Origin of the sequence: Mycobacterium dioxanotrophicus, from assembly GCF_002157835.1 — a bacterium.
In the GTDB taxonomy this organism is placed as follows: domain Bacteria; phylum Actinomycetota; class Actinomycetes; order Mycobacteriales; family Mycobacteriaceae; genus Mycobacterium; species Mycobacterium dioxanotrophicus.
The window spans coordinates 2179827-2200822 of the sequence record NZ_CP020809.1 but is presented as its reverse complement, the minus strand read 5'-3'; the positions used below and the strand labels follow the sequence as shown (position 1 = coordinate 2200822).

Annotated in this window: 21 protein-coding genes and 1 pseudogene; 9 read left to right on the top strand and 13 right to left on the bottom strand. The window is 65.5% G+C overall.

The genetic code is table 11. The annotated features are described in order from the left end of the window. Positions 1-153: 153 nt before the first annotated feature. The gene (locus tag BTO20_RS10615) at positions 154-1278 is read left to right on the top strand and encodes a cytochrome P450 (protein WP_087081914.1); all 1125 of its coding nucleotides are present in this window, start codon (positions 154-156) and stop codon (positions 1276-1278) included. 77 nt (positions 1279-1355) lie between these two features. Here the strand turns inward: BTO20_RS10615 and BTO20_RS39875 are convergent, their stop codons facing one another. Beyond that, complete coding sequence (locus BTO20_RS39875) at positions 1356-1526, bottom strand: hypothetical protein (protein ID WP_198344327.1); 171 nt, start codon at positions 1524-1526, stop codon at positions 1356-1358. Between the two features lie 105 nt (positions 1527-1631). On the opposite strand from BTO20_RS39875, the gene BTO20_RS39245 reads away from it, so the two are divergent. Continuing rightward, positions 1632-2048 carry a hypothetical protein gene (locus BTO20_RS39245; RefSeq protein ID WP_157680182.1) on the top strand — a complete coding sequence of 139 codons (417 nt, stop codon included), beginning with the start codon at positions 1632-1634 and terminating at the stop codon, positions 2046-2048. Positions 2049-2176: 128 nt separating this feature from the next. Here the strand turns inward: BTO20_RS39245 and BTO20_RS10605 are convergent. The 10 genes and pseudogenes from BTO20_RS10605 to BTO20_RS10560 all read right to left on the bottom strand — a co-directional run bounded on the left by BTO20_RS10605 (position 2177) and on the right by BTO20_RS10560 (position 12432). Continuing rightward, positions 2177-3582: pseudogene (locus BTO20_RS10605) on the bottom strand (IS1380 family transposase). Between the two features lie 194 nt (positions 3583-3776). Continuing rightward, entirely contained in the window at positions 3777-4151 is a 375-nt protein-coding gene (locus BTO20_RS10600; protein ID WP_198344326.1) for a hypothetical protein, read from the bottom strand. A gap of 134 nt (positions 4152-4285) precedes the next feature. After that, the gene (locus tag BTO20_RS10595) at positions 4286-4786 is read right to left on the bottom strand and encodes a hypothetical protein (protein ID WP_087081911.1); all 501 of its coding nucleotides are present in this window, start codon (positions 4784-4786) and stop codon (positions 4286-4288) included. A gap of 14 nt (positions 4787-4800) precedes the next feature. Then, entirely contained in the window at positions 4801-5433 is a 633-nt protein-coding gene (locus BTO20_RS10590; protein WP_087075656.1) for a TetR/AcrR family transcriptional regulator, read from the bottom strand. A 138-nt stretch (positions 5434-5571) separates the two neighbouring features. After that, complete coding sequence (locus tag BTO20_RS10585) at positions 5572-6720, bottom strand: acyl-CoA dehydrogenase family protein (RefSeq protein ID WP_087075654.1); 1149 nt, start codon at positions 6718-6720, stop codon at positions 5572-5574. Positions 6721-6729: 9 nt separating this feature from the next. After that, entirely contained in the window at positions 6730-7878 is a 1149-nt protein-coding gene (locus BTO20_RS10580) for a thiolase family protein (protein WP_087075652.1), read from the bottom strand. 1 nt (position 7879) lies between these two features. Beyond that, on the bottom strand, positions 7880-9118 hold the full coding sequence (locus tag BTO20_RS10575; RefSeq protein WP_232491103.1) for a CaiB/BaiF CoA transferase family protein: 1239 nt from the start codon (positions 9116-9118) through the stop codon (positions 7880-7882). A 4-nt stretch (positions 9119-9122) separates the two neighbouring features. Next, positions 9123-9908: an SDR family NAD(P)-dependent oxidoreductase gene (locus BTO20_RS10570; protein ID WP_087075647.1), complete on the bottom strand. Its 786-nt coding sequence runs from the start codon at positions 9906-9908 to the stop codon at positions 9123-9125. A 16-nt stretch (positions 9909-9924) separates the two neighbouring features. Beyond that, positions 9925-11097 (bottom strand): acyl-CoA dehydrogenase family protein, encoded by a 1173-nt coding sequence (locus BTO20_RS10565; RefSeq protein ID WP_087075645.1) that lies wholly within the window; start codon positions 11095-11097, stop codon positions 9925-9927. A gap of 39 nt (positions 11098-11136) precedes the next feature. Then, positions 11137-12432 carry an amidohydrolase family protein gene (locus BTO20_RS10560; protein WP_087075643.1) on the bottom strand — a complete coding sequence of 432 codons (1296 nt, stop codon included), beginning with the start codon at positions 12430-12432 and terminating at the stop codon, positions 11137-11139. A gap of 220 nt (positions 12433-12652) precedes the next feature. Between BTO20_RS10560 and BTO20_RS10555 the strand changes: the two genes are divergently transcribed. Genes BTO20_RS10555 through BTO20_RS10525 form a run of 7 tightly spaced genes read left to right on the top strand, consistent with a single transcriptional unit; the run spans position 12653 to position 18429 of the window. Next, the gene (locus tag BTO20_RS10555) at positions 12653-13201 is read left to right on the top strand and encodes a carboxymuconolactone decarboxylase family protein (protein WP_087081909.1); all 549 of its coding nucleotides are present in this window, start codon (positions 12653-12655) and stop codon (positions 13199-13201) included. Positions 13202-13205: 4 nt separating this feature from the next. Then, entirely contained in the window at positions 13206-14519 is a 1314-nt protein-coding gene (locus BTO20_RS10550) for an SRPBCC family protein (protein ID WP_087075641.1), read from the top strand. After that, positions 14512-14856, top strand: a complete 345-nt coding sequence (locus tag BTO20_RS10545) for a hypothetical protein (RefSeq protein ID WP_087075639.1) — start codon at positions 14512-14514, stop codon at positions 14854-14856. Before BTO20_RS10550 ends, BTO20_RS10545 begins: the two co-directional genes overlap by 8 nt. A 3-nt stretch (positions 14857-14859) precedes the next feature. Then, a complete protein-coding gene (locus BTO20_RS10540; protein WP_087075637.1) occupies positions 14860-16107 on the top strand; it encodes a metal-dependent hydrolase family protein in 1248 nt (415 codons plus the stop codon). After that, complete coding sequence (locus BTO20_RS10535; RefSeq protein WP_087075635.1) at positions 16088-16519, top strand: nuclear transport factor 2 family protein; 432 nt, start codon at positions 16088-16090, stop codon at positions 16517-16519. Before BTO20_RS10540 ends, BTO20_RS10535 begins: the two co-directional genes overlap by 20 nt. Then, a complete protein-coding gene (locus BTO20_RS10530) occupies positions 16516-17637 on the top strand; it encodes an acyl-CoA dehydrogenase family protein (RefSeq protein WP_087075633.1) in 1122 nt (373 codons plus the stop codon). The genes BTO20_RS10535 and BTO20_RS10530 overlap by 4 nt, the downstream gene beginning before the upstream one ends. A gap of 51 nt (positions 17638-17688) precedes the next feature. Further along, positions 17689-18429 (top strand): acyl-CoA dehydrogenase family protein, encoded by a 741-nt coding sequence (locus BTO20_RS10525; RefSeq protein WP_198344489.1) that lies wholly within the window; start codon positions 17689-17691, stop codon positions 18427-18429. A 223-nt stretch (positions 18430-18652) separates the two neighbouring features. Here the strand turns inward: BTO20_RS10525 and BTO20_RS10520 are convergent, their stop codons facing one another. Next, positions 18653-20131, bottom strand: coding sequence for an adenylate/guanylate cyclase domain-containing protein (locus BTO20_RS10520; protein WP_087075630.1), 1479 nt, complete (start codon positions 20129-20131; stop codon positions 18653-18655). Between the two features lie 9 nt (positions 20132-20140). Then, positions 20141-20923: an enoyl-CoA hydratase gene (locus BTO20_RS10515; RefSeq protein ID WP_087075629.1), complete on the bottom strand. Its 783-nt coding sequence runs from the start codon at positions 20921-20923 to the stop codon at positions 20141-20143. Between the last annotated feature and the right edge of the window lie 73 nt (positions 20924-20996).

Genomic DNA, 20996 nt, shown 5'->3' with positions numbered 1-20996 from the left:
TAATGACGATACAACCGCGCAGAAATCCTTGACCGGGCGATCCTCGGCCTGCTAAGCAGATGCACAGCACCTTTCAATCCGGTCAGGAGATCAGCTGTGCCCACGTCAACCGAAGCCGATCTGTACTACGACCCGTACAACATCGACCTCAATATGAATCCCTATCCGGTATTCGCCCGGTTCAGGGAAGAAGCCCCGCTGTACCACAACGAACAACACGGCTTCTACGCACTGAGCCGCTACGACGACGTCAACAAGGGCGTGATCGACCACGACACGTTTATCTCCGGACGCGGGGCTCTGCTGGAGCTCATCAAGTCCGGCATGGAAATCCCGCCGGGCACATTGATCTTCGAGGATCCACCGATCCACAACATCCACCGCAACCTGCTGTCGCGAGTGTTCACGCCGCGCAAGGTGCTCGCACTCGAACCACAGATCCGCGAGTTCACCACGCGCTGTCTGGATCCGCTGGTCGGGTCAGAAAAGTTCGACTTCGTCAACGATCTCGGAGAGCAGATGCCGATGCGGGTCATCGGCATGCTGCTCGGCATCCCCGAAGATCAGCAGCGGCGGATCACCGACCACGGCGAGGAGTCCCTGCAAGGCAAGACAGTAGAAGCACTGGCCACCGGTGAAGTGTTCGCAGAGTTCATCGACTGGCGCGCCGAACACCCGTCCGACGACATCATGACCGATCTACTCAACGCCGAATTCACCGACGAGACCGGCACGATGCGCAAGCTGCGCCGCGACGAGTTGCTGCTGTATCTGACTGTCATCGCCACTGCCGGTTCCGAAACCACCACCCGGCTGCTCGGTTGGGCCGGTAAGACTCTGGCCGAAGTTCCGGATCAACGGCGCGACCTGACCCTGAACCCTGAACTGATACCGCAGGCGATCGAGGAGATCCTGCGCTGGGAACCACCGGCGCTGCAGCTTGCCCGCTATGTCACCCGCGACGTCGACTACTACGGCCAGACCGTGCCGGAAGGTTCGGCCATGCTGCTGCTGGTCGGCGCGGCCAACCGCGACCACCGCAGGTTTGCGCCCGACGGCGACGTCTTCGACATCCACCGGGAACATCATTCGCATCTGACTTTCGGCGCGGGTACGCATTTCTGTATGGGCAATGCGCTGGCTCGGTTGGAGCTGCGCATCGCCATGGAGGAGATCCTCAAGCGATTCCCGGAGTGGGAGGTCGACTGGCCGAACGCGGTAGCGTCGGAAACCGCCGCGGTCCGCGGGTGGGCCGCGATGCCCACCTTCGTCGCCTGACTTGCACAACCACGTCAGCCCCGGCCGACACTGTGGTGCCGACCGGGGCTGACGCCGAGCGAGCTTGTCGCCGCGGATCAGAAGGGCAGGTCGACGAACCCTCCCGTGGTGTTGATCTCGTCGTGGTTGTCAACGGTGTAGTGCGGGCCGACCGGTGAGACGGGCTCGGCCTGCGCCGGTGCCGCCAAGCCGAACACCGCTGCGGCCATGCCACTGGCGATCAGAGTGGCAAATCCGATCTTCTTCATTGCGGAGCCTTCTTCCATATGTGTCGGGCGGTGTTCGAGTCGTGCGGCCCGGACGCCTTCGGTCGGCGGTTTGGTGGTGCATCTTGCCGATCTGACACATCAAACATGGAGGTCAGCGGGATAATTCCGGTGGCAGAAATTGTTCGGCGGCTGGCAGAAATGAACCGCCATTCCACCTTCGGGGAAATGGCGGCCTACGTTTCCGACACCAAGCCGATAGCTTTGTGCCTTCGAGCGCGCAAACCCGATGATGAGGTCGCGCAGCCTGCTGGACACCAGGACATCGTTCGCTGCGGCCAATGCGGTCACTCGCGCGCCGATGTGCACACCGATGCCGCCGATCTCCGGCAGGTGCTCGCAATTTGTGAACCAGTTGGGGACGAATACGAGGTCGCCAGACCCTTCACGGGACGCACGGTAGGCGACGCGCAAATCGCCGTTCAGCGTATACCCGTGTCTCCGAGAACATTACGGAAGTCTAGCCCGGATTTTTCGTCGATGGTGATGGCGGTGGATCTGTAGGGCGTGATGGTTGGTCGGGTGACGTCTGCGGTCACAGGGCATGGTGGGTTGGTCCCGTGTCGCCGGGTGGGGCGGGCTTTCCTAGGGCCGGTATGTCTTTCGTGATCGATCGGTCAGGAGGCCGGCTGTTATCCGAAGGCGGTGCGGATCGTCTGCCAGGCGGTCGCGATCGAGGTGGCCCAGCGCCAGGTGGCGTCGATGCGCAGCCGGAGTTGGCGGGCGCCGCGGGTGATGCGGGCCGCGACGTGCAGCACGCGGTAGCGGAACGTGGCGATCTCGGCGCGGGCCAGCGTCGGATCACTGGTGAATCCGATGAGCCGTGCCCAGATGACCAGGTCGGCGGCGGCCAGGACGATCTCGAGCCAGGCGGCGTTGGCCCAGAAGCCGTGACACGGCAGGTTGCGCAGGCCGGCGTTCTTGAGTTCGCGGATGCGGTCCTCGACGCGGGCGTGCTGGCGGTGCCGCAACTCCAGGCCGGCGACTTGGCCGGCCACGACACCGGGCGGTGTGTCGGTGATGAACGCGGTGACGCGCATCCCGTCGGTGTCGGTGAACCGCAGCTGGGCGCCGGGATGCGGTCTCTCTTTGCGCAGGATCAGCCGGGTGCCCGGCGGCCAGCTGTTGAGGTTGACCAAGGTGGTGGCCTCGGCGACCCAGGCGCCGTCGCGCAGCCCACCGTCGGTGTCGATGGCCGGGTACCAGCCCTCGGCAAGGTTGAGTGTGTCCACGGCGTCCTGGACGCGGGCGTCGACGGGGTAGCCGAAGGAGAATCCGACCCCCTGCTCACGGCAGGCGTCGGCGAATCGGTGGGTGGCTCCGGCGGTGTCGCAACGCACCAGCACCTGGGGCCGGTCGGGATCACCGCCACGACTCGAGTCGGGCCGCCACGGCGCGGGCAGCGCTGCCAGCGCCTGGGCCAGGACGATGACGTGGTCGCTGGCGGTGTTGGAGCCCGCGTTGCCGCTGCGCAGCAGCCCGGCCAGGGCTTCCCCGCCGGCGATCTCGGGGCGGTCCAGGAACGCCAGCAGCGGATGGTGCCCGAACGACTTCTTCCAGGTCGGCGTCGCGCCGTGTTTGTTGTCGGAGTGATCGATCACCAGGGTGGCGTCGATGTCGATGTGCAGCCAGCCACCCGGTTCGGGGCCGCACCGGCGGCCCAGGCCGCCGCCCGCGCGCTGGCGCGGGCCGCGCGCACCGCAGGCAGGTGTGCAGCGTCGATGCGCTCATTGACCAGCCGCCACATCGTGGTCGTGGAGGCTTTCGCGCCGAACGCGTGCTCACGGTCGCCGCACAGTTGGCCGACCCCGTCAATGCAGTCCGCGCCGTCGGCGACCGCCGCGGCCAGATCAGCGAACACCTCGCCGGGTGCGTAGCTCCACGGCCCGCGGTAGGTGTCGGCCAAAGCCCCGGTGACCTGCGCTGATAACCCGGTCCGGTCGGCCAGTTCCCGCAGTAGGCCCATCCCGGCGTGCGACACGACCCCGTGGCCGTCGGCTGACACTTTCACCCGCGATGCGGCCGCGATACTCTTCACCTGCGAAGTGCCTTCCCGTCAGGATGGTTGAACCCTAGAGAAGTCCAATTATCCCTTGCAGGACAGGCACTTTCGCTTATCTACACGCCGTCACCAGCGATAATCCCCGAAAAATCTGGGCTAGTTCCACAGCACTACGACGGCAGACGGTTATGCCTGACGGCGTTCGGGTGCAAGCTCTACAAACTCAAGGTCTACAGCGGAATCCAGATTCCAGGCCCGTTCCAGAAGCCCCACGCACTCACATTGGGATTCCAGACCACCTGCGCCCACGGCGCCCAGAACGGCGGCGGTGGCGGCGGCGGTGCCCAGTCCGGTACGCCATATCCGTATGGCGCGCCGCGGAAGTTGTCGTCCCAATCATGGCAGTTGTTCCAGTCCGAGTTGCCGCCCCAGGCGGAGTCCCAGCGATCACCCGGGCACCAGTGATGGTGATCCGCCGGTGCAGGAACAGGGACAGCCGAAGCAATGCCGGTGGTCAGCCCGAGGCCGGATAGCCCCAGACCGCCGGCGGCCACCACGGTGGCGCAGGCCCGGACCCACGGTCTTCTCATTTTGACGGTATTCATTCTCTAAGGATTACCCTTAGAGAAGATCCCAAACGCCTTTCGCCAGCCCGGTGGTGATCCCAAAGTGGTTGTCAGCAGCTACTTTTCAGCAAGTTGACCGGTAGCACTCAGCATCCACCCAGCGGGCATCCTCGTCAGCCCACCGCGATCAGGTCGGCCGGCACCGAGCGGATCGCCATGACACCGCAACGGAATGTCTCGGTGGCGCCGACGACTGCATCGCAGGCGTCGACTGCTGTCAACGCCTGCGCCTTGAAAGCACGTGCGGCCGCGGATAATTCGTGCCGCACGGGGCTGATGCTCAGTTCTTCGGGACAACCCTCGCCCCACAGGGTCACCTCGGTGCGACCCTGCTCCAGGGCGTTGAGCACCCCTTGCCGCACCCGGTCGTCGGTGTTGAACAACTCGGCGGCGACCGCGACGGTGTGCGGATGCGGCCGGTCATCCCACGATTCCAGAACGCTTTCCAGATCCATGGTTTCGACGCCGAGGATCTCCAGCGGGCGGACATCCTCGTCGGCGCCGATGAGCACCGTGACGTCCCAGCCGGCCATCACCCGGTCGACCAGCCAGCCGCCGGCGAAGGTCACCGCGTCGACGACGCATGGAGCCACCACATCGAGCCGATACCGCATGTCGTCCTCCACTCTCACAGATCTGCCGCTCCCCCGGGTGCCTCGATCTCCCGGGCCAGCATCTGTGCGTAGCCCTTGAACACGTCCACCAGCGGTAGTGAGGGATCGAGTAGCCACGAGGTCTCCATTCCGTTTACGAAGGCGAGTATCTCCACGGCCTTGTTGGCCGCGTCGAAATCTGTGCGGTAGCGGCCGCTGTCCTGGCCGCGGCGGAGGATGTCGGCGACGATGGCGCGGGCGTCCTGCTGGCGCTTGAGCAGCCGGTCGTGCAGGGGCGCGTCGGGCTGGATGTTCTCCACGAGCAGCACGGTGAAGGTGCCCACCAGCTCGGGCGCTCGTTCGAAACGTTCTGCGACCCGGGTGATCTCCTCCGCGAGATCACCCGAGCGGTCGGCGTGGATGTCGTCGTCGTAATCGCGGGCGTCGAGCACCGCGTTGAGCAGTTGCTCCTTGGATTCGAAGTGGTGCAACAGCCCCGCCGGGGTGACACCGGCTTCCTTGGCGATCTGGGCCAGGGAGGTGTTGCGCCATCCGTTGCGCGCCAGGAGCTTCTCCGCGACGGAAAGGATCCGCTGTTTGCGGTCCTCACCTTTCGCGAGCAGCGCCTCGTACGGCCGTGCCGCTGGACCCTCAGAAACCGATGCCACCGAACTCCCTGACACATCCGGCCAAACCAACCTAGTGAACACACAGTAGGTAGGTTTCCCGGCTGTGACAAGGGTCTCACCGAGAATACTTTCGTGACGCCTATCGCAAGATCTGTAACGCGTGATTGCTGGCCGCGGCTACAGACCCAGCGATTTGGCGATGATCACCTTCATCACTTCGCTGGTCCCGGCATAGATCCGCGCCACGCGAGCATCGGTGTAAAGCCGGGCGATCGGATACTCCATCATGTAGCCGTAGCCGCCGAACAACTGCAGACATCGATCGATCACCCGGGCCTGCATCTCGGTGCAGAACAGCTTGACGCGTGCCGCGTCGGCGCCGGACAGTTCGCCGTCGACGTGCAGAGCAATCGCTCGGTCCAGCATCGCCTGAGCCGCTTCGACCTCCGTCGAGCAGGCCGCGAGTTCGAATTTGGTGTTCTGAAACGACGAGACCGGTGTTCCGAACGCCTTGCGATCCGTGGTGTAGTCGATCGCCGCGACGATGGCCGAGCGGGCCTGGGCCACCGACCCGACCGCCACGGTGAGCCGTTCCTGGGGCAGGTTGTGCCCCAGATAGCTGAACGCCTCCCCTTCCTCACCCAGCACGTTGGCGACGGGCACCCGCACATCGCTGAAGGACAGCTCGGCAGTGTCCTGGACCTTGCAGCCCATCTTCTCCAGCTCACGACCCCGCGTGAAGCCGGGCATCCCATCCTCGACGACGAGTAGGGTCAACCCCTTCCGCCGGTTCTCCGGGTCCGTCGAGGTGCGGGCGACCACGATGACGAGATCGGCCTGAATGCCTCCGGTGATGAACGTCTTGGCGCCGTTGAGCACATAGTGGTCCCCGTCGCGCACGGCCGTGGTCCGCATGCCCGCGAGGTCCGACCCGGTGCCCGGCTCGGTCATCGCCACCGCGGTCAGCAGCGTCCCGTCGGCCAGCCCCGCAAACCAGCGCTGTCGCTGTTCGTCGTTCGCGTACCGCAGGAAGTACGGCAGGATCACCTCGAGCTGGGTGCGCACGGTCGACAGAGTGACCAGCGCCCGGGCCGCTTCCTCCTGCAGCACGACGTTGTAGCGGTAGTCGGTGATCCCCGCGCCGCCGTAGGCTTCCGGAATGGCCATGCCCAGCATGCCCAGTGCGCCCATCTGTTTGAAGACATCGCGCGGCATGCGGCCGGCCTTCTCCCATTCAGGGTAGGCCGGGACGACCTCCTTTTCGACGAAATCCCGTGCCAGCGCCCGGAACGCCTCGTGGTCGTCGGTGAACAGGTTTCGCTGCACTCAATCTCCTTAGCCGAGGAGTTCGACCAGCGTGGCGTTCGCGGTACCGCCGCCTTCGCACATGGTCTGCAACCCGTATTGAATTCCCTTGTCGCGCATGTGGTTGATCATCCGAGTCATCAGAACCGCACCCGACGCTCCGAGCGGATGCCCCAGTGCGATCGCCCCGCCGAGCGGGTTGAGCTTGGCCGCGTCGGCGCCGGTTTCGGCGAGCCAGGCCAACGGCACGGGCGCGAACGCTTCGTTGACCTCGAACACCCCCACCTCGTCCAACCGCACTCCCGCTTTGTGCAGCACCTTCTCGGTGGCCGGGATCGGGCCGGTCAGCATCAACACCGGATCGGCGCCGGTGACCGCCCCGGCCCGATACCGCACGATCGGCGAAAGTCCCATCGCCACAGCGTTTACCTCGGTCATCACCAGCAGCGCTGCCGCCCCGTCGGAGATCTGCGACGAGTTGCCGGCGTGGATCACGCCGTCTTCGGCGAACGCGGGTTTGAGCCCGGCCAGCTTTTCGACGGTGCTCCCCCGCCGCACGCCCTCGTCGTCCACCACGGGGTCACCGTCGTCGGGGAACACCGTGATCATCTGCGTCTCAAACGCACCGCTGTCCTGTGCGGCGGCAGCCCGCTCGTGCGATGCCACCGAGTACTCGTCGAGCTGCGTGCGGCTGAAACCCCATTTCTGCGAGATCATTTCAGCCGAGATGCCCTGGTTGAACGCGAAACCCTTGTACCGGTCGAGCACTTTCGGGCCGTACGGTTGCCCCGTGGCCCGGGCCGCGCCCAGCGGGACCCGGCTCATCACCTCGACCCCGCCGGCGACCACGACGTCCTGTTGGCCCGACATCACCGCCTGGACCGCGAAATCCAGTGCCTGCTGGCTGGATCCGCAGGCCCGGTTGACCGTGGTTCCCGGGATGTGTTCGGGCCAGCCCGCCGCGAGGACGGCATAGCGACCGATGTTGCTGGACTGGTCACCGACCTGTGAGACGCAGCCCCACACCACGTCGTCGATGATGTCGGGGCTGATACCCACGCGCTCGACGAGTGCGTCGAGCACCAGTGCGGACAGGTCAGCGGCATGGAATCCGGACAGCCCGCCGTTGCGCTTCCCGACGGGTGTGCGCACGGCTTCGACGATGACGGTTTCGCGCATATCAGTTGCTCCGATCTCGGGTGCTGGGGTAGGCCGGGCCGATCGCCCCCTGCTCCCGCAGGGCATCGATCTGGGCAGCGGACAGACCCATATCGGTCAGGATGGCATCGGTGTGCTGCCCCAGGCCAGGAACCGCGCCCATCGGTTGTTCGAATCCCGCGATCACCGGCGGCGGCAGCAGCGCACTGATCTCCCCATTGGGCGTCGTGACGGGACGCCACCGGTCCCGGTCCTTGAGGTGCTGGTGGGCGATCACCTCGCTGGGCCGGTTGTATCGCGAGTTGCCGATGCCCGCCTCATCGGCGATCTGCTGGATCTCGGCGAGATCGTGCTTCGCACACCAGGATCCGATCGCCTCGTTGAGGACGTCGCGGCCCGCGCAGCGGTCGGAGTTGGTGGCGAACCGCGCATCGTCGGCCAGGTCCGGCCGGTCGATGATCTCCCGGGCCAGCCGCTGCCATTCCCGGTCGTTGGTGGTGCCCAGCACCACCGTCTGCCCGTCACGAGTGGCGAACGCACCGTACGGGGCGACCGCGGGCGAGCTCATGCCCAGCGGCTGCTGGTCGATGCCGGAGTGCTGGGTGTAGGTCAGCGGGTAACCCATGATGTCGGTCATGGTGTCGAACAGGCTGACCGCCACGGCAGGTGCCGAAGCCCCGGAAGGCCGCTGGGCCCGGCCGATGAGCAACGCCATGATGGACAGCGCCGCATACAGGCCCGTGGAGATGTCGGCCACGGGCGGACCGGGTTTGGCCGGCATCTCCGGGTGCCCGGTCACCGCGCACGCCCCCGACTCGGCCTGCACCAGCAGGTCGTAGGCGCGCTTGTGGGACAGCGGGCCGCCGCTGCCGTAGCCGTCGATCTCCACGGGGATCAGCTGCGGATGACGCTGGGCCAGCTCTGCGGGCGCCAGGCCCATGCGGGCAGTCGCGCCAGGGGCGAGGTTCGAGACCAGGGCGTCTGCGCCGTCGAGCAACTGGTGCAGAACCTCCATGCCGCCGGCCGTCTTCAGGTCCAGGGCGATGGACTCCTTGCCGCGGTTGGCCCAAACAAAATGTGCTGCAAGGCCGTTCACGACATCGTCATAGTCGCGGGCGAAGTCGCCCCCCTTCGGGTTCTCCACCTTGATGACGCGGGCGCCGAAATCGGCCAGCACGCGCGTGCACATCGGCGCGGACACCGCCTGTTCGAGCGCAACGATCGTGATCCCGGCCAGCGGTGCGGTCTGCGATTCGCTCACAGGCTCACATAACCATGCCGCCATCGACCGGAAGCACCTGCCCGGTGATGTACGACGCGGCATCGGAGGCCAGGAAGACGAACGCCCCGGCCACCTCGTCGGCTTCGGCCCACCGCTTGAGCGGGATCCGGTTCATCATGTTCGCCGCGAACTTCTCGTTGGTGCGGATGGTCTCCGTCATCGGTGTCGCCGCCAGTGGCGCAAGCGCATTGACCATGACGTTCTTGGGCGCCAGTTCCCGTGCCAGTGACTTGGTGAACCCGATGATGCCGGCCTTGGCCGCCGAGTAGTTGACCTGCCCGAGGGTTCCCGTGATGCCCGCCGACGAGGTGACGTTGATGATGCGCCCCGTGCCATCGGTCGGGAGATGCGGCAGCGCAGCCTGGGTGACGTGAAAGGTCCCCATGACGTGGATGTCGAACGTCAGCCGGAAGGTCTCGTCGGTGAGCTTGGGGAACATCGCCGGTGACGTGACGCCGGCGTTGTTGACCACGATGTGCAGGTGGCCCTCGCCCAGACCGGCCGCGTGCGCCGCGGCGGCGACCGCCGCATCGCGGTCGCTCACGTCGAGCGGGGCGCTGTCGGCCTTGGCGCCCGAGGCGTTGCTGGATTTGCCGCCTCCGGCGCCGTTGATCCGCTCGGCGACCGCAGCGGCCGCGTCACCGCTGATGTCGGTGACGAGCACCGCCGCACCCGCGGCAGCGAGCGCCTCGGCCACGGCCGCCCCGATCCCGGCGCCTGCCCCGGTGACCAGCGCCGAACGTCCGGTCAGGTCGAAGTACGTTCTCATCGGAAATAACGCTCCCTTAATAGCTGCGAGGCAGTCCGAGCACGTGCGATCCCAGGAAATTCAGGATCATCTCCTGGCTCACCGGTGCGATCTTCATCAGTCGGGATTCTCGGAAGAACCGGGAGATGTTGTATTCCTCCGAATAGCCCATCCCGCCATGGGTCTGCAGTGCCCGGTCCGCTGCGCCGAACCCCGCGTCGGCGCAGAGGTATTTGGCCATGTTGGCTTCTTTGCCGCACGGCTTGCCGTTGTCGTAGAGCCAGGTGGCCTTGCGCAGGATCAGCTCGGCGGCATCGAGGCGGGCCAGTGAATCCGCGAGCGGGAACTGGATGCCCTGGTTCATGCCGATGGGTCGGTCGAACACGACACGTTCGTTGGCATATTGCACGGCCCGGTCCAGCGCGACACGCCCGATGCCCAGCGCTTCGGCGGCGATGAGCATCCGCTCCGGGTTGAGCCCGTGCAGGATGTACGAAAAGCCTTTGCCCTCTTCGCCGATGCGGTGCTCGACGGGTACGCGCAGGTCGTCGATGAACAGTTCGTTGGAGCTGACGGCATTGCGCCCCATCTTGCGGATCGGCCGGATGTCGACGCGATCGCGGTCCAGGTCGGTGAGGAACAGGGACAGGCCGTCGGTCTTCTTGTCGACCTCGTCGTAGGGCGTGGTGCGGGTCAGCAGCAGGATCTTCTCCGACTCCAGGGCCTTGGAGATCCACACCTTGCGTCCGTTGACTATGTAGTTGTCCCCCGAGCTACTGCGTTTGGCGAACGTGGTGATACGCGAGGTGTCCAGTCCCGCACCGGGTTCGGTGACACCGAAGCACACATGCAGATCTCCGTTGGCGATGCGCGGCAGGGTGGCCGCTTTCATGTCCTCGGAGCCGAACACCACCACCGGCTGCATGCCGAAGATCGACATGTGAATGGAGCTTGCGGCGTTCATGCCGCCGCCGGAGCGCGCCACCTCCTCGGCGAGGATGGTCGCCTCGGTGATGCCGAGGCCGTGACCGCCGTACTCCTCGGGGATGGTCATGCCCAGCCAGCCGCCGCCTGCGATGGCGTCGTAGAACTCTTGCGGGAATTCGTGGGCCTGGTCTTTCTCCATCCAGTAGTGGTCGTCGAACTTGGCCGCGAGCTCCGCTACGGACGCCCGGATCAGCTGTTGGTCCTCGGTCAGTTCGAAGTTCATCCCGCCCGGCACGTTGTGGTCTCCTCGGTCGGCTGGTCGTCAGTCACGCGTACCGGCAACAGCTTTGGCGTTCGCCTGGAAATCGGCGAAGGTGGTGCCGGTCTTTTCCTTGTGGCTCAGCGCACGGATCGACACGTCGTGACCCTCGGCGGCCTTGCGCAGCGCACCGACGGTGGCCTGCTCCTTGGGGAGGTGGGCGAACGGGTCGAAGTGGTAGAGCCGCATGGCGTTCTCGTGGGTGATCTTGTTGATCTCGTCGTCGGGCACGTCGTAGGTGTCGAACACCGCGGCCAGTTCCTCGGGCGCACCGGGCCACATCGAGTCCGAATGGGGGTAGTCCATCTCCCAGCAGATGTTGTCGATGCCGATCTCGTGGCGGTTCTTCACGCCGATCGGATCGGAGATGAAGCACGTCATGAAATGCTCCCGGAACACCTCCGAGGGCAGCTTGCCGCCGAAGTTCTGGTGCGTCCACGTCGAGTGCATGTCGTAGGTGCGGTCGACCCGGTCCAGGAAGTACGGGATCCAGCCGGTGCCACCCTCGGACAATGCGATCTTGAGGTCAGGGTAAGCCTTGATGGGTGCCGACCACAGCAGGTCGGCAGCAGCCTGAACGATGTTCATCGGCTGCAGCGTGATCATCACGTCCATCGGCGCATCGGGCGCGGTGATCGCGAGCTTGCCCGACGACCCGATGTGCACGTTCATCACCGTGTCGGTGTCACACAACGCTTCCCACAACGGCTTCCAGTGCTCCAGGTCGTGAAAGCTGGGATAGCCCAGAGTCGACGGGTTCTCGGTGAAGGTCAGTGAGTGCACGCCCTTCCTCGACACGCGCCGCACCTCGTCGGCACACAATTGGGGATCCCAGATCGCCGGCAGCGCCATCGGGATGAATCGCCCGGGGTTCGACCCGCACCACTCGTCGATGTGCCAGTCGTTGTAGGCCTGGACCAGCGCGAGCGAGAAGTCCGAATCGTCGGTGGCGAACAGCCTCGCGGCAAATCCCGGGAAGGACGGGAAGTTCATGGTCGCCAAGACCCCGCCGGCGTTCATGTCCTTGACCCGCTCGTCGGGGTCATAGCAGCCCTTGCGGATCTCGTCGAGGCCCTGCGGCTCAAGGCCGTACTCCTCCTTCGGCCGGCCCGCGACCGCATTGAGCGCCACATTGGGGATCACGGTGTCCCGGAACTGCCAGGTGTCCGACCCGTCGGGGTTGTGCACCAACCGAGGCGCCTCGTCCCGGTACTTGGCCGGCAGGTGATTGGCGAACATGTTCGGCGGTTCGATGATGTGGTCATCCACGCTGATCAGAATCATGTCGTCTTTGTTCATGGTGGCTCCGTTCCACTCCGACAACCGGTTCTCTACATCAGAAAACTATCTTCTCCTGTAGAGAGAATCAATGTCTGACGGCCGTGACGAGCCGAATCGTCCCGGTCAGCACGCAACTTGGAGCCTTCCCATTGACCGAGCCCGCAAAAGATGGAAATCTGTTGGTCAGAAATGAGAATATGATTCTCGTCAACGAGAGCCAGCGAGAGGAGAGGTGGACGTGCGCCTGCCCCCATTGCCCGCCGACCAGTGGGACGACGAGGTGCTCCGGGCGCTGTCGGTCATGCTCCCCGCGGAGCGGCTCAATCCCCAGGGCGCGGGCGTCGCACTGTCCACCCTGGCCCGCCACCCGCAGCTGACCAAGGCATTCCTGCGGTTCAGCAATCACCTGCTGTTCCGATCGACACTGAACCCCAGACTGCGTGAGCTCGCGATCCTGCGGATCGCCCACCGCAGGCACTGCGAATACGAATGGGCCCACCACGCGTTCATCGGAAAGGCCGAAGGGCTCACCGACGCCCAGATCGCCGCCGTCCAGCGCGGAGAGGCCACCGACCCGTTCGACCAGATCGTGCTCAACGCCGTCGACGAACTCGACGAGCAGTCCCGCATCTCCGACGAAACCTGGGCTGCGCTCAGCGAACGACTCGACGAGCGCCAACGCATGGACCTGGTTTTCACTATCGGTGGCTACGGCCTGATGGCCATGGCTTACAACACCTTTGGCATCGAGCCGGAATCCGGCACCGAACCTGAAGAAAGAGGGTAGACAATTGGCACACTTCCCGAAGCCAGATGTCGGCAGCTGGACCGAGAACTGGCCCGAGCTCGGCACAGCGCCGGTGGATTACACCGACTCCATCGACCCCGAACAGTGGAAGCTGGAGCAGCAGGCCATCTTCCGCAAGCTGTGGCTGCACGTCGGGCGCGTCGAGCGGCTACCCAAGGCCGGCAGTTACTTCACCCGTGAGATGCCCTCAGTCGGTGCAGGCACGTCGATCATCGTCAACAAGGACAAAGACGGCACCATCCGGGCCTTCTACAACATGTGCCGCCACCGCGGCAACAAGCTGGTCTGGAACGACTATCCGGGCGAGGAAGTGTCGGGCAGCTGCCGGCAGTTCACCTGCAAGTACCACGCCTGGCGCTACGCGCTCAACGGGGATCTGACCTTCATCCAGCAGGAGCAGGAGTTCTTCGACGTCGACAAGGCCGACTACCCGCTCAAGCCCGTGCGCTGCGAAGTCTGGGAGGGCTTCATCTTCGTCAACTTCGACGACGACGCCGAGCCGCTGCGCGAGTACCTGGGCGACTTCGCAAAAGGCTTGGAGGGCTACCCCTTCCACGAGATGACCGAGGTATACAGCTACCGTTCGGAGATCAAGGCCAACTGGAAGCTGTTCATCGACGCGTTCGTCGAGTTCTACCACGCGCCGATCCTGCACATGAAGCAGGCGACGGCGGAAGAAGCCGCGAAACTGGCCAAGGTCGGCTTCGAGGCACTGCACTACGACATCAAAGATCAGCACTCGATGATCTCGTCGTGGGGTGGCATGAGCCCGCCGAAGGACCTGAGCATGGTCAAGCCCATCGAGCGGATCCTGCACAGCGGCCTGTTCGGTCCGTGGGATCGCCCCGACATCAAAGGCATCCTGCCCGACGAACTGCCGCCCGCCGTCAACCCGGCACGCCAGAAGACCTGGGGCCAGGACTCGTTCGAGTTCTTCCCCAATTTCACTCTGCTGCTGTGGGTCCCGGGGTGGTACCTCACCTACAACTACTGGCCGACCGGCGTCGACACCCACATCTTCGAGGCGAATCTGTACTTCGTCCCGCCGAAGAACACCCGCCAGCGGCTGAGCCAGGAACTGGCCGCCGTCACGTTCAAGGAGTACGCGCTGCAGGACGCGAACACCCTGGAGGCCACCCAGACCCAGATCGGCACCCGGGCGGTCACCGAATTTCCATTGTGCGACCAGGAGATCCTGCTCCGGCACCTGCACCACACCGCGCACAAGTACGTCGACGAGTACAAGCTGCAGCAGGCCGCCAAGGCCGCCGCCAACGGGAAGGTTGCGCATGTCTGAGACCACCGAGGCCCTGCTACCCGCCGAATTCGCCGACCTGGAGCGGTTTTCTGACTGGATCCTGCCCACCGAGCCGGAACGCTACGCCAAGCGGCTGGCCTCGACCATGTCCGAGATGCAGGAGCTCTACGACGTCGGCATGGCTCGCCTGGAAGAGGTGATGGTCTACCTCGACGCACGGTTCCCGTTGCACGGCATGCCCGACGATGCCAAGCGGCTCATGCACTTGATGCAGTCGGTGGTGATGGTCAGCTTCCCGGTCGAGGTGTGGAAGCAGCCACGTGTGCTCGACAGCGGCGCGGCCTGGGTCGAGATCGTCCGGGAACCGGTGGTCTGACTCGTGATAACGCTCAAGGCAGCCGGGCTGCTTGACGTCGATGCCGGGACGATCATTCGCCCCGGCATCGTCCGCGTCGAGGGCGACCGTATCGCCGGCGTCGGCGGTCGACCCGACGATCTCGCCGGCTCGGCCGACGCCGACGAGGTGATCGATCTCGGCGACTCGATCCTGCTGCCCGGCCTCATGGACATGGAAGTCAATCTGCTGATGGGCGGCCGCGGGGAGAACCCCGGCCTGTCCCAGGTGCAGGACGATCCGCCGACGCGGGTGCTGCGGGCGGTCGGCAACGCCCGCCGCACGCTGCGTGCCGGGTTCACCACCGTCCGCAACCTGGGCCTGTTCGTCAAGACCGGTGGCTATCTGTTGGATGTCGCCCTGGGTAATGCCATCGACGCCGGGTGGATCGACGGTCCGCGGATCGTGCCTGCCGGGCACGCCATCACGCCCACGGGCGGCCATCTCGATCCGACCATGTTCGCCGCGTTCATGCCCGGCGTGCTCGAGCTGACCATCGAGGAAGGCATCGCCAACGGCGTCGACGAGATCCGCAAGGCGGTGCGGTATCAGATCAAGCATGGTGCGCAGCTGATCAAAGTGTGCTGTTCCGGTGGTGTCATGTCACTGACCGGTGAGGCAGGCGCGCAACACTATTCGGACGAGGAGCTGCGGGCCATCGTCGACGAGGCCCATCGCCGGGGTCTGCGCGTCGCCGCGCACACCCACGGCGCCGAGGCGGTCAAACATGCGGTGGCCTGCGGGATCGACTGCATCGAACACGGCTTCCTGATGGACGACGAAGCCATCCAGATGCTCGTCGACAACGACCGCTTCCTCGTCACCACCAGGAGGCTGGCTCAGGCCATGGACGTGTCGAAGGCACCGAAAGTACTGCAGGACAAGGCTGCCGAGATGTTCCCGAAAGCCGAGACGTCCATCAAGGCAGCCTACGAGGCGGGCGTGAAAATCGCCGTCGGCACCGATGCCCCGGCAATCCCGCACGGCCGCAACGCAGATGAACTCGTCACCCTGGTCGAATGGGGCATGCCGCCCGCAGCCGTACTGCGTGCCGCCACCGTGGTCGCCGCCGAGCTGATCAACGCCGATGACCGCGGCCGACTCGCCGAAGGCCTCCTGGCCGACATCATCGCGGTACCCGGTGATCCCCTGGAGGATATTCGCGTTACACAAGAGGTGAATTTTGTAATGAAGGGAGGTAAGGTCTTTCGCAATGAGTACGCCACGAACTGACGACCTCGTCGAGATCCAGCAGTTGCTCGCCCGCTACGCCGTCACCATCACCCAGGGTGACATCGACGGCCTGATCAGCGTGTTCACACCGGACGGCAGTTACAGCGCATTCGGCGAAACCTATGCGCTGGAACGGTTCCCCGTGCTGGTCGACGCCGCCCCCAAGGGGCTGTTCATGACCGGGACGGCACTGGTGACCTTCGACCCCGACAATCCCGATGCCGCCAACGGCACCCAGCCGCTGTGCTTCATCGAGCACTCCGCGCACGATATGCGCATCGGGTACTACAACGACACTTACGTGCGCACCGAGAACGGCTGGCGGCTGAAAACCCGGGCCATGACCTTCATCCGCCGCAGCGGAGCGCATGACCACGGCAAACCACATGCGATCGGCCGGCCGTCAGCGTGACCGATCTGTACGAGCCCACCACCTTCCGCACGGCGTTGCAGGCATGGCTGGCCGAGAACGATCTGACGCCACCCGGGGACCGCACCCTCGCGGGCCACATGCGGCAGTTCGCCCGCGTGCAGAAAGCGCTCTACGACGCGGGCTGGAGCCGCTACGGCTGGCCCGAGCACGCCGGCGGGCTCGGCGGCCCGGCGGTACTGCGGGCCATCGTCGGCGAGGAGGTGGTCGGACGCCGGCTGGCCGAACCCGGACCGTACTCGATGCTGGAAGTGTTGGCGCCGACGATGATCGACTACGCGCCTGCCGAATTGGCCGCCGAGATGGTGCCGAAGCTGCTGTCCGGCAAAGAGCAATGGTGCCAAGGGTTTTCCGAGCCAGGCTCGGGCAGTGACCTGGCGTCGTTGACCACCCGCGCGGTGATCGACGGCGACACGTGGGTCATCAACGGACAGAAGGTGTGGACCAGCTTCGCGCAGTATTCACACCGCTGCATCCTGCTGACGCGCACCGGCGACGCGGACACTCCCGACCACCAGGCCATCACGGCCTTCTTCGTCGACACCGACGCTCCGGGCATCACGGTGCGCCCCCTGCGCACCATGCACGACGTCGATGAGTTCTGCGAGGTGTACTTCGACGACGTGGTGGTCGACTCGAGCCGGATGCTCGGTAAGCCCGGCGACGGCTGGCAACTGGCGATGGATCTGCTGCCCTACGAGCGGTCGACGTGTTTCTGGCAGCGCATCGCCTACCTGTACTCCCGATTCGACGCGCTCATCGGCGAGGTGAAAGGCCTTGGTGCCGTGGCAGACTCCGAGCTCGGCTCGGCCTATTTGGCACTGCACACACTGCGCTGCCGGTCGCGGGCCACGCAGCACCGCTTGGCGGACGGTCACAAACTCGGACCGGACACCTCCGTCGACAAGGTACTGCTGGCAACCGCCGAGCAACAGCTCTACGACACCGCACGCGATCTGATGCCCGGCGTCATCGAACTCGAAGACACCGACTGGCGCACCGAGTACCTGTACTCGCGGGCGGCCACCATCTACGGCGGCACGGCCGAGGTGCAGCGCAACATCATCGCGCGCCGACTGCTGGACCTCGGGAAGGATTGACCGGTGGATCAAGAGTCTCTAGACCTGCTCGAGGATGCGCTGCGCAAAACGATGCTCTCGGTCTCGGGGTCTGAGCTGGACGCCGCACTGGCCGAGCTCGGCTGGGCCGACATGCTTTCCGACATGCCCGATGTCGCGATCCCGCTGGTGTTCCGTCTGCTCGGTGAAACCGGCTCGCACGCTTCTGTTCTCAACGACGTCATGCTGGAGACCATCGGCGGGCTGCCGGGCGGAACGCCGCCGATGCCGTACGCCGGGGGCAGTTGGGTGGTGTGGGAACGTCAGGCCAACGACTGTCCGACTCTGGGCGGACTGCCCCTGCGGCCCGTTCCCGACGGCGAGCTGATGAGGATGGGCGAGGCGCGTCGAGCGGTGGGCTGGTGGCTCGTGGGTTCGGCACGCGCAATGCTGGCCCTGGCGCGACTGCACGCGGTGGACCGCGTGCAGTTCGGCAAGCCGATCGCAGCGTTTCAGGCAGTCCGGCATCGGCTGGCCGAGACGCTCGTGGCCATCGAAGGTGCCGAGGCGACGTTGATCCTGCCCGGCACCGACAACCCTGATCTGACGGCCATGCTCGCCAAGGCGGCCGCAGGCAAGGCCGCGCTGACCGCTGCCAAACACTGCCAACAAGTACTCGGAGGCATCGGCTTCACCGCCGAGCACGAGTTGCACCGGCACGTGAAGCGCGCCTTGGTGCTCGACGGATTGCTGGGCAGCTCACGGGAACTCACCCGCAAGGCCGGAGCAGGCCTGCGGGCCCGCGGTTCAGCCCCGCGCCTGGCGCACCTGTAACTGTCCCCTGCACCGCGAGGTCACCCCAGCCCGGCGAGGTCACCCCAGCACCGCGAGGTCACCCCAGCACCGCGAGCGTGCGTGTCTGTTGGCCGACACGCCGCATCCAGGCAGCCCTTCCTGCACGCTCACGAGGGCCGAGCGTGCGCGAAATGCGGCTCACCACCGGCATGTCGACCAACAGACACGCACGCTCGCGGAGAAAAGTCTCGAGCTACGGAGGCTACAGAACTGGTTCTGCGAACACGGTGGCGGTGCTACGGCCACGCAGCACCGTGGAGCCCCGTACGGCCCAGTGCCTGGCTTCGCCGGCATCGGCGCGGGCCAATGCGGCACCCGAGCACAGCACGGCGGAATCCCAGTCCTTGGCGTGGTCGGCGATCCGGGCCGCCTCGTTGACGGCGTCACCGATCACGGTGTACTCGTAGCGATTCTCGGCACCGATGTTGCCGGCGAATACCGAACCGCAGGACACCCCGACACCGAATTCGACGTCGGGCAGGGCAGTCAGGCCGGGCACCAGGGCCCGCGCCGTCTCCAGGGCCGAGGTGGCCGGATTGTCCAGGGGCAGAGGCGCACCGAACACTGCGAGCACCGCATCGCCCTCGAACTTGTTGATCAGGCCGTGATGTCGTTCCACCGTGTCGACGACGATCTTGAAGAAGCCGTTGAGCAGCTCGGCCACCTCCTGCGGCGGACGGGATGCGCCCAGCGCAGTGGAGCCCACCAGGTCGACGTAGAGCACGGCCGCTTCGCGGACATCGCCGCCCACCGCCCCGCCCTGCTGCAGCGCGTGACGCGCCACGTCGACACCGACATAGCGACCGAACAACTCCCGCAACCGGTTCCGTTCGGCCAGTCCCGCGACCATGCGGTTGAAGCCGTACTGCAGTCTGCCGATCTCCGACGGCTCGTACACCTTGACCGAGACGCCCGACCATCCGCGCTCCACCGCTTTCATCGCGAGCACCACATCGTGCACCGGATCGGCGATCGACCGCGCCACCAACACCATCGACCGCAAGCCGAAGATCAACGAGATCCCGGCGAGCACCAGTACGGCGGCTTCCACCGGGGCAGTCTTCTGCACGAACCAACCGTTGGACCGGGCCAGCACGATCAGCGCGATACCCAGGGTCGGCAGGCCGCTGAACAGTGTCCAGATGGTCAGCAACCGGCCCTGGATGCCCGGCATCGTCACGCTCGTCGCCGACGCTCCGGTGAGTGAGGCCGCGACGATCGGCCGCAGCATGCGTTGCGTCACCAGGAATCCCATGCAGGCAGCCGCCACGCCGCCGAACAGGATGGCGCCGCCCATCACGTAAGCCACGCCGCCACCGGCGCCGAGATTCACCACGGTGTAGACCGCGGCACTCACGGCCCAGGTGCCGAATTGGATGACGGTCTGGCGCGGGCCGATACGCATCGCCGCCCGCTGCTGCGCAGGAGTCGGCGCAATCCCCGCCGCGAACCAGCTGAACGTGGGATAGACGTTGAAGTAGCCGACGACGGTGTCGACGATCCCGGCACCGACCATCAGCGCGATCAGAGCGACCAGGTTGGCCTGGGTCAGCAGCTGACGCGCGTCGCCGACGGTGTTGCGGCTCAGCGCCAGCACGACGAGAGTGACGGCCGCGGCGGCGGTGATCTGTGCGTAGGTCAGGCCCGTCGCGTACCGCACGCTGAGCCGGATCGCGCCCATATCGCGGAGCTACTTGATGTTCGCCTTCATGTCGTCGAGGTTCACCAGCACCGGCCATCCGCCGACACTCAGCGCGTTGCCGTGACCCGTCTGGTGCACGTCGAACACGGATTGGATCGCGGCATAGAAGCCCTGGACGTCGAGCGTCTGGTTGACCGCGCGCTTGGCCTGCCTCAGCGCGAACGACGGCATCGCGGCAATCTGAGTGGCCAGTTCGCGGGTCTGGGCGTCGAGTTCGTCGCGCGGCACCACCCGGTTCACCATGCCCGTACGTTCGGCTTCCTCGGCGGTCAGCGCCCGGCCGGTGAACAGGATCTCCTTGGCCTTGCGGGCACCGAGTTCCCAGGTGTGTCCGTGGTATTCGACGCCTCCGATGCCCATCAACACCACAGGATCGGAGAACAGCGCGTCGTCGGAGGCCAGGATCAGGTCACACGGCCAGCACAGCAGCAGGCCGCCGGAGATACACCTGCCTTGCACCGCGGCGATCGACGGCTTGGGCACATTGCGCCAGCGCAGCGTGTATTCCAGGTAGCGCCGCGATTCGTGTTCGATGATGAATTCCAGGGTGATCTTGTCCGGCACGGGGCCGCCACCGCGCAGATCATGACCCGCGGAGAAGTGTTTGCCGTTGGCCCGCAACACGATCACCTTGACCGCCGGGTCCTCGGCGGCCTCGGTCCAGGCGGTGTCGAGCTCGTCGAGCAATTCGGGATTCTGCGCGTTGGCGGCCTCGGGCCGGTTGAGGGTTATGGTGCCGATGGAATCGGCGACGTCGTAATCGATGTACACGGCACTCCTCGACGATTGCGGCCAAGAACGGCGGGGACCGGATGAGTCGCGACATCCTTCTTCCCGAAGCACT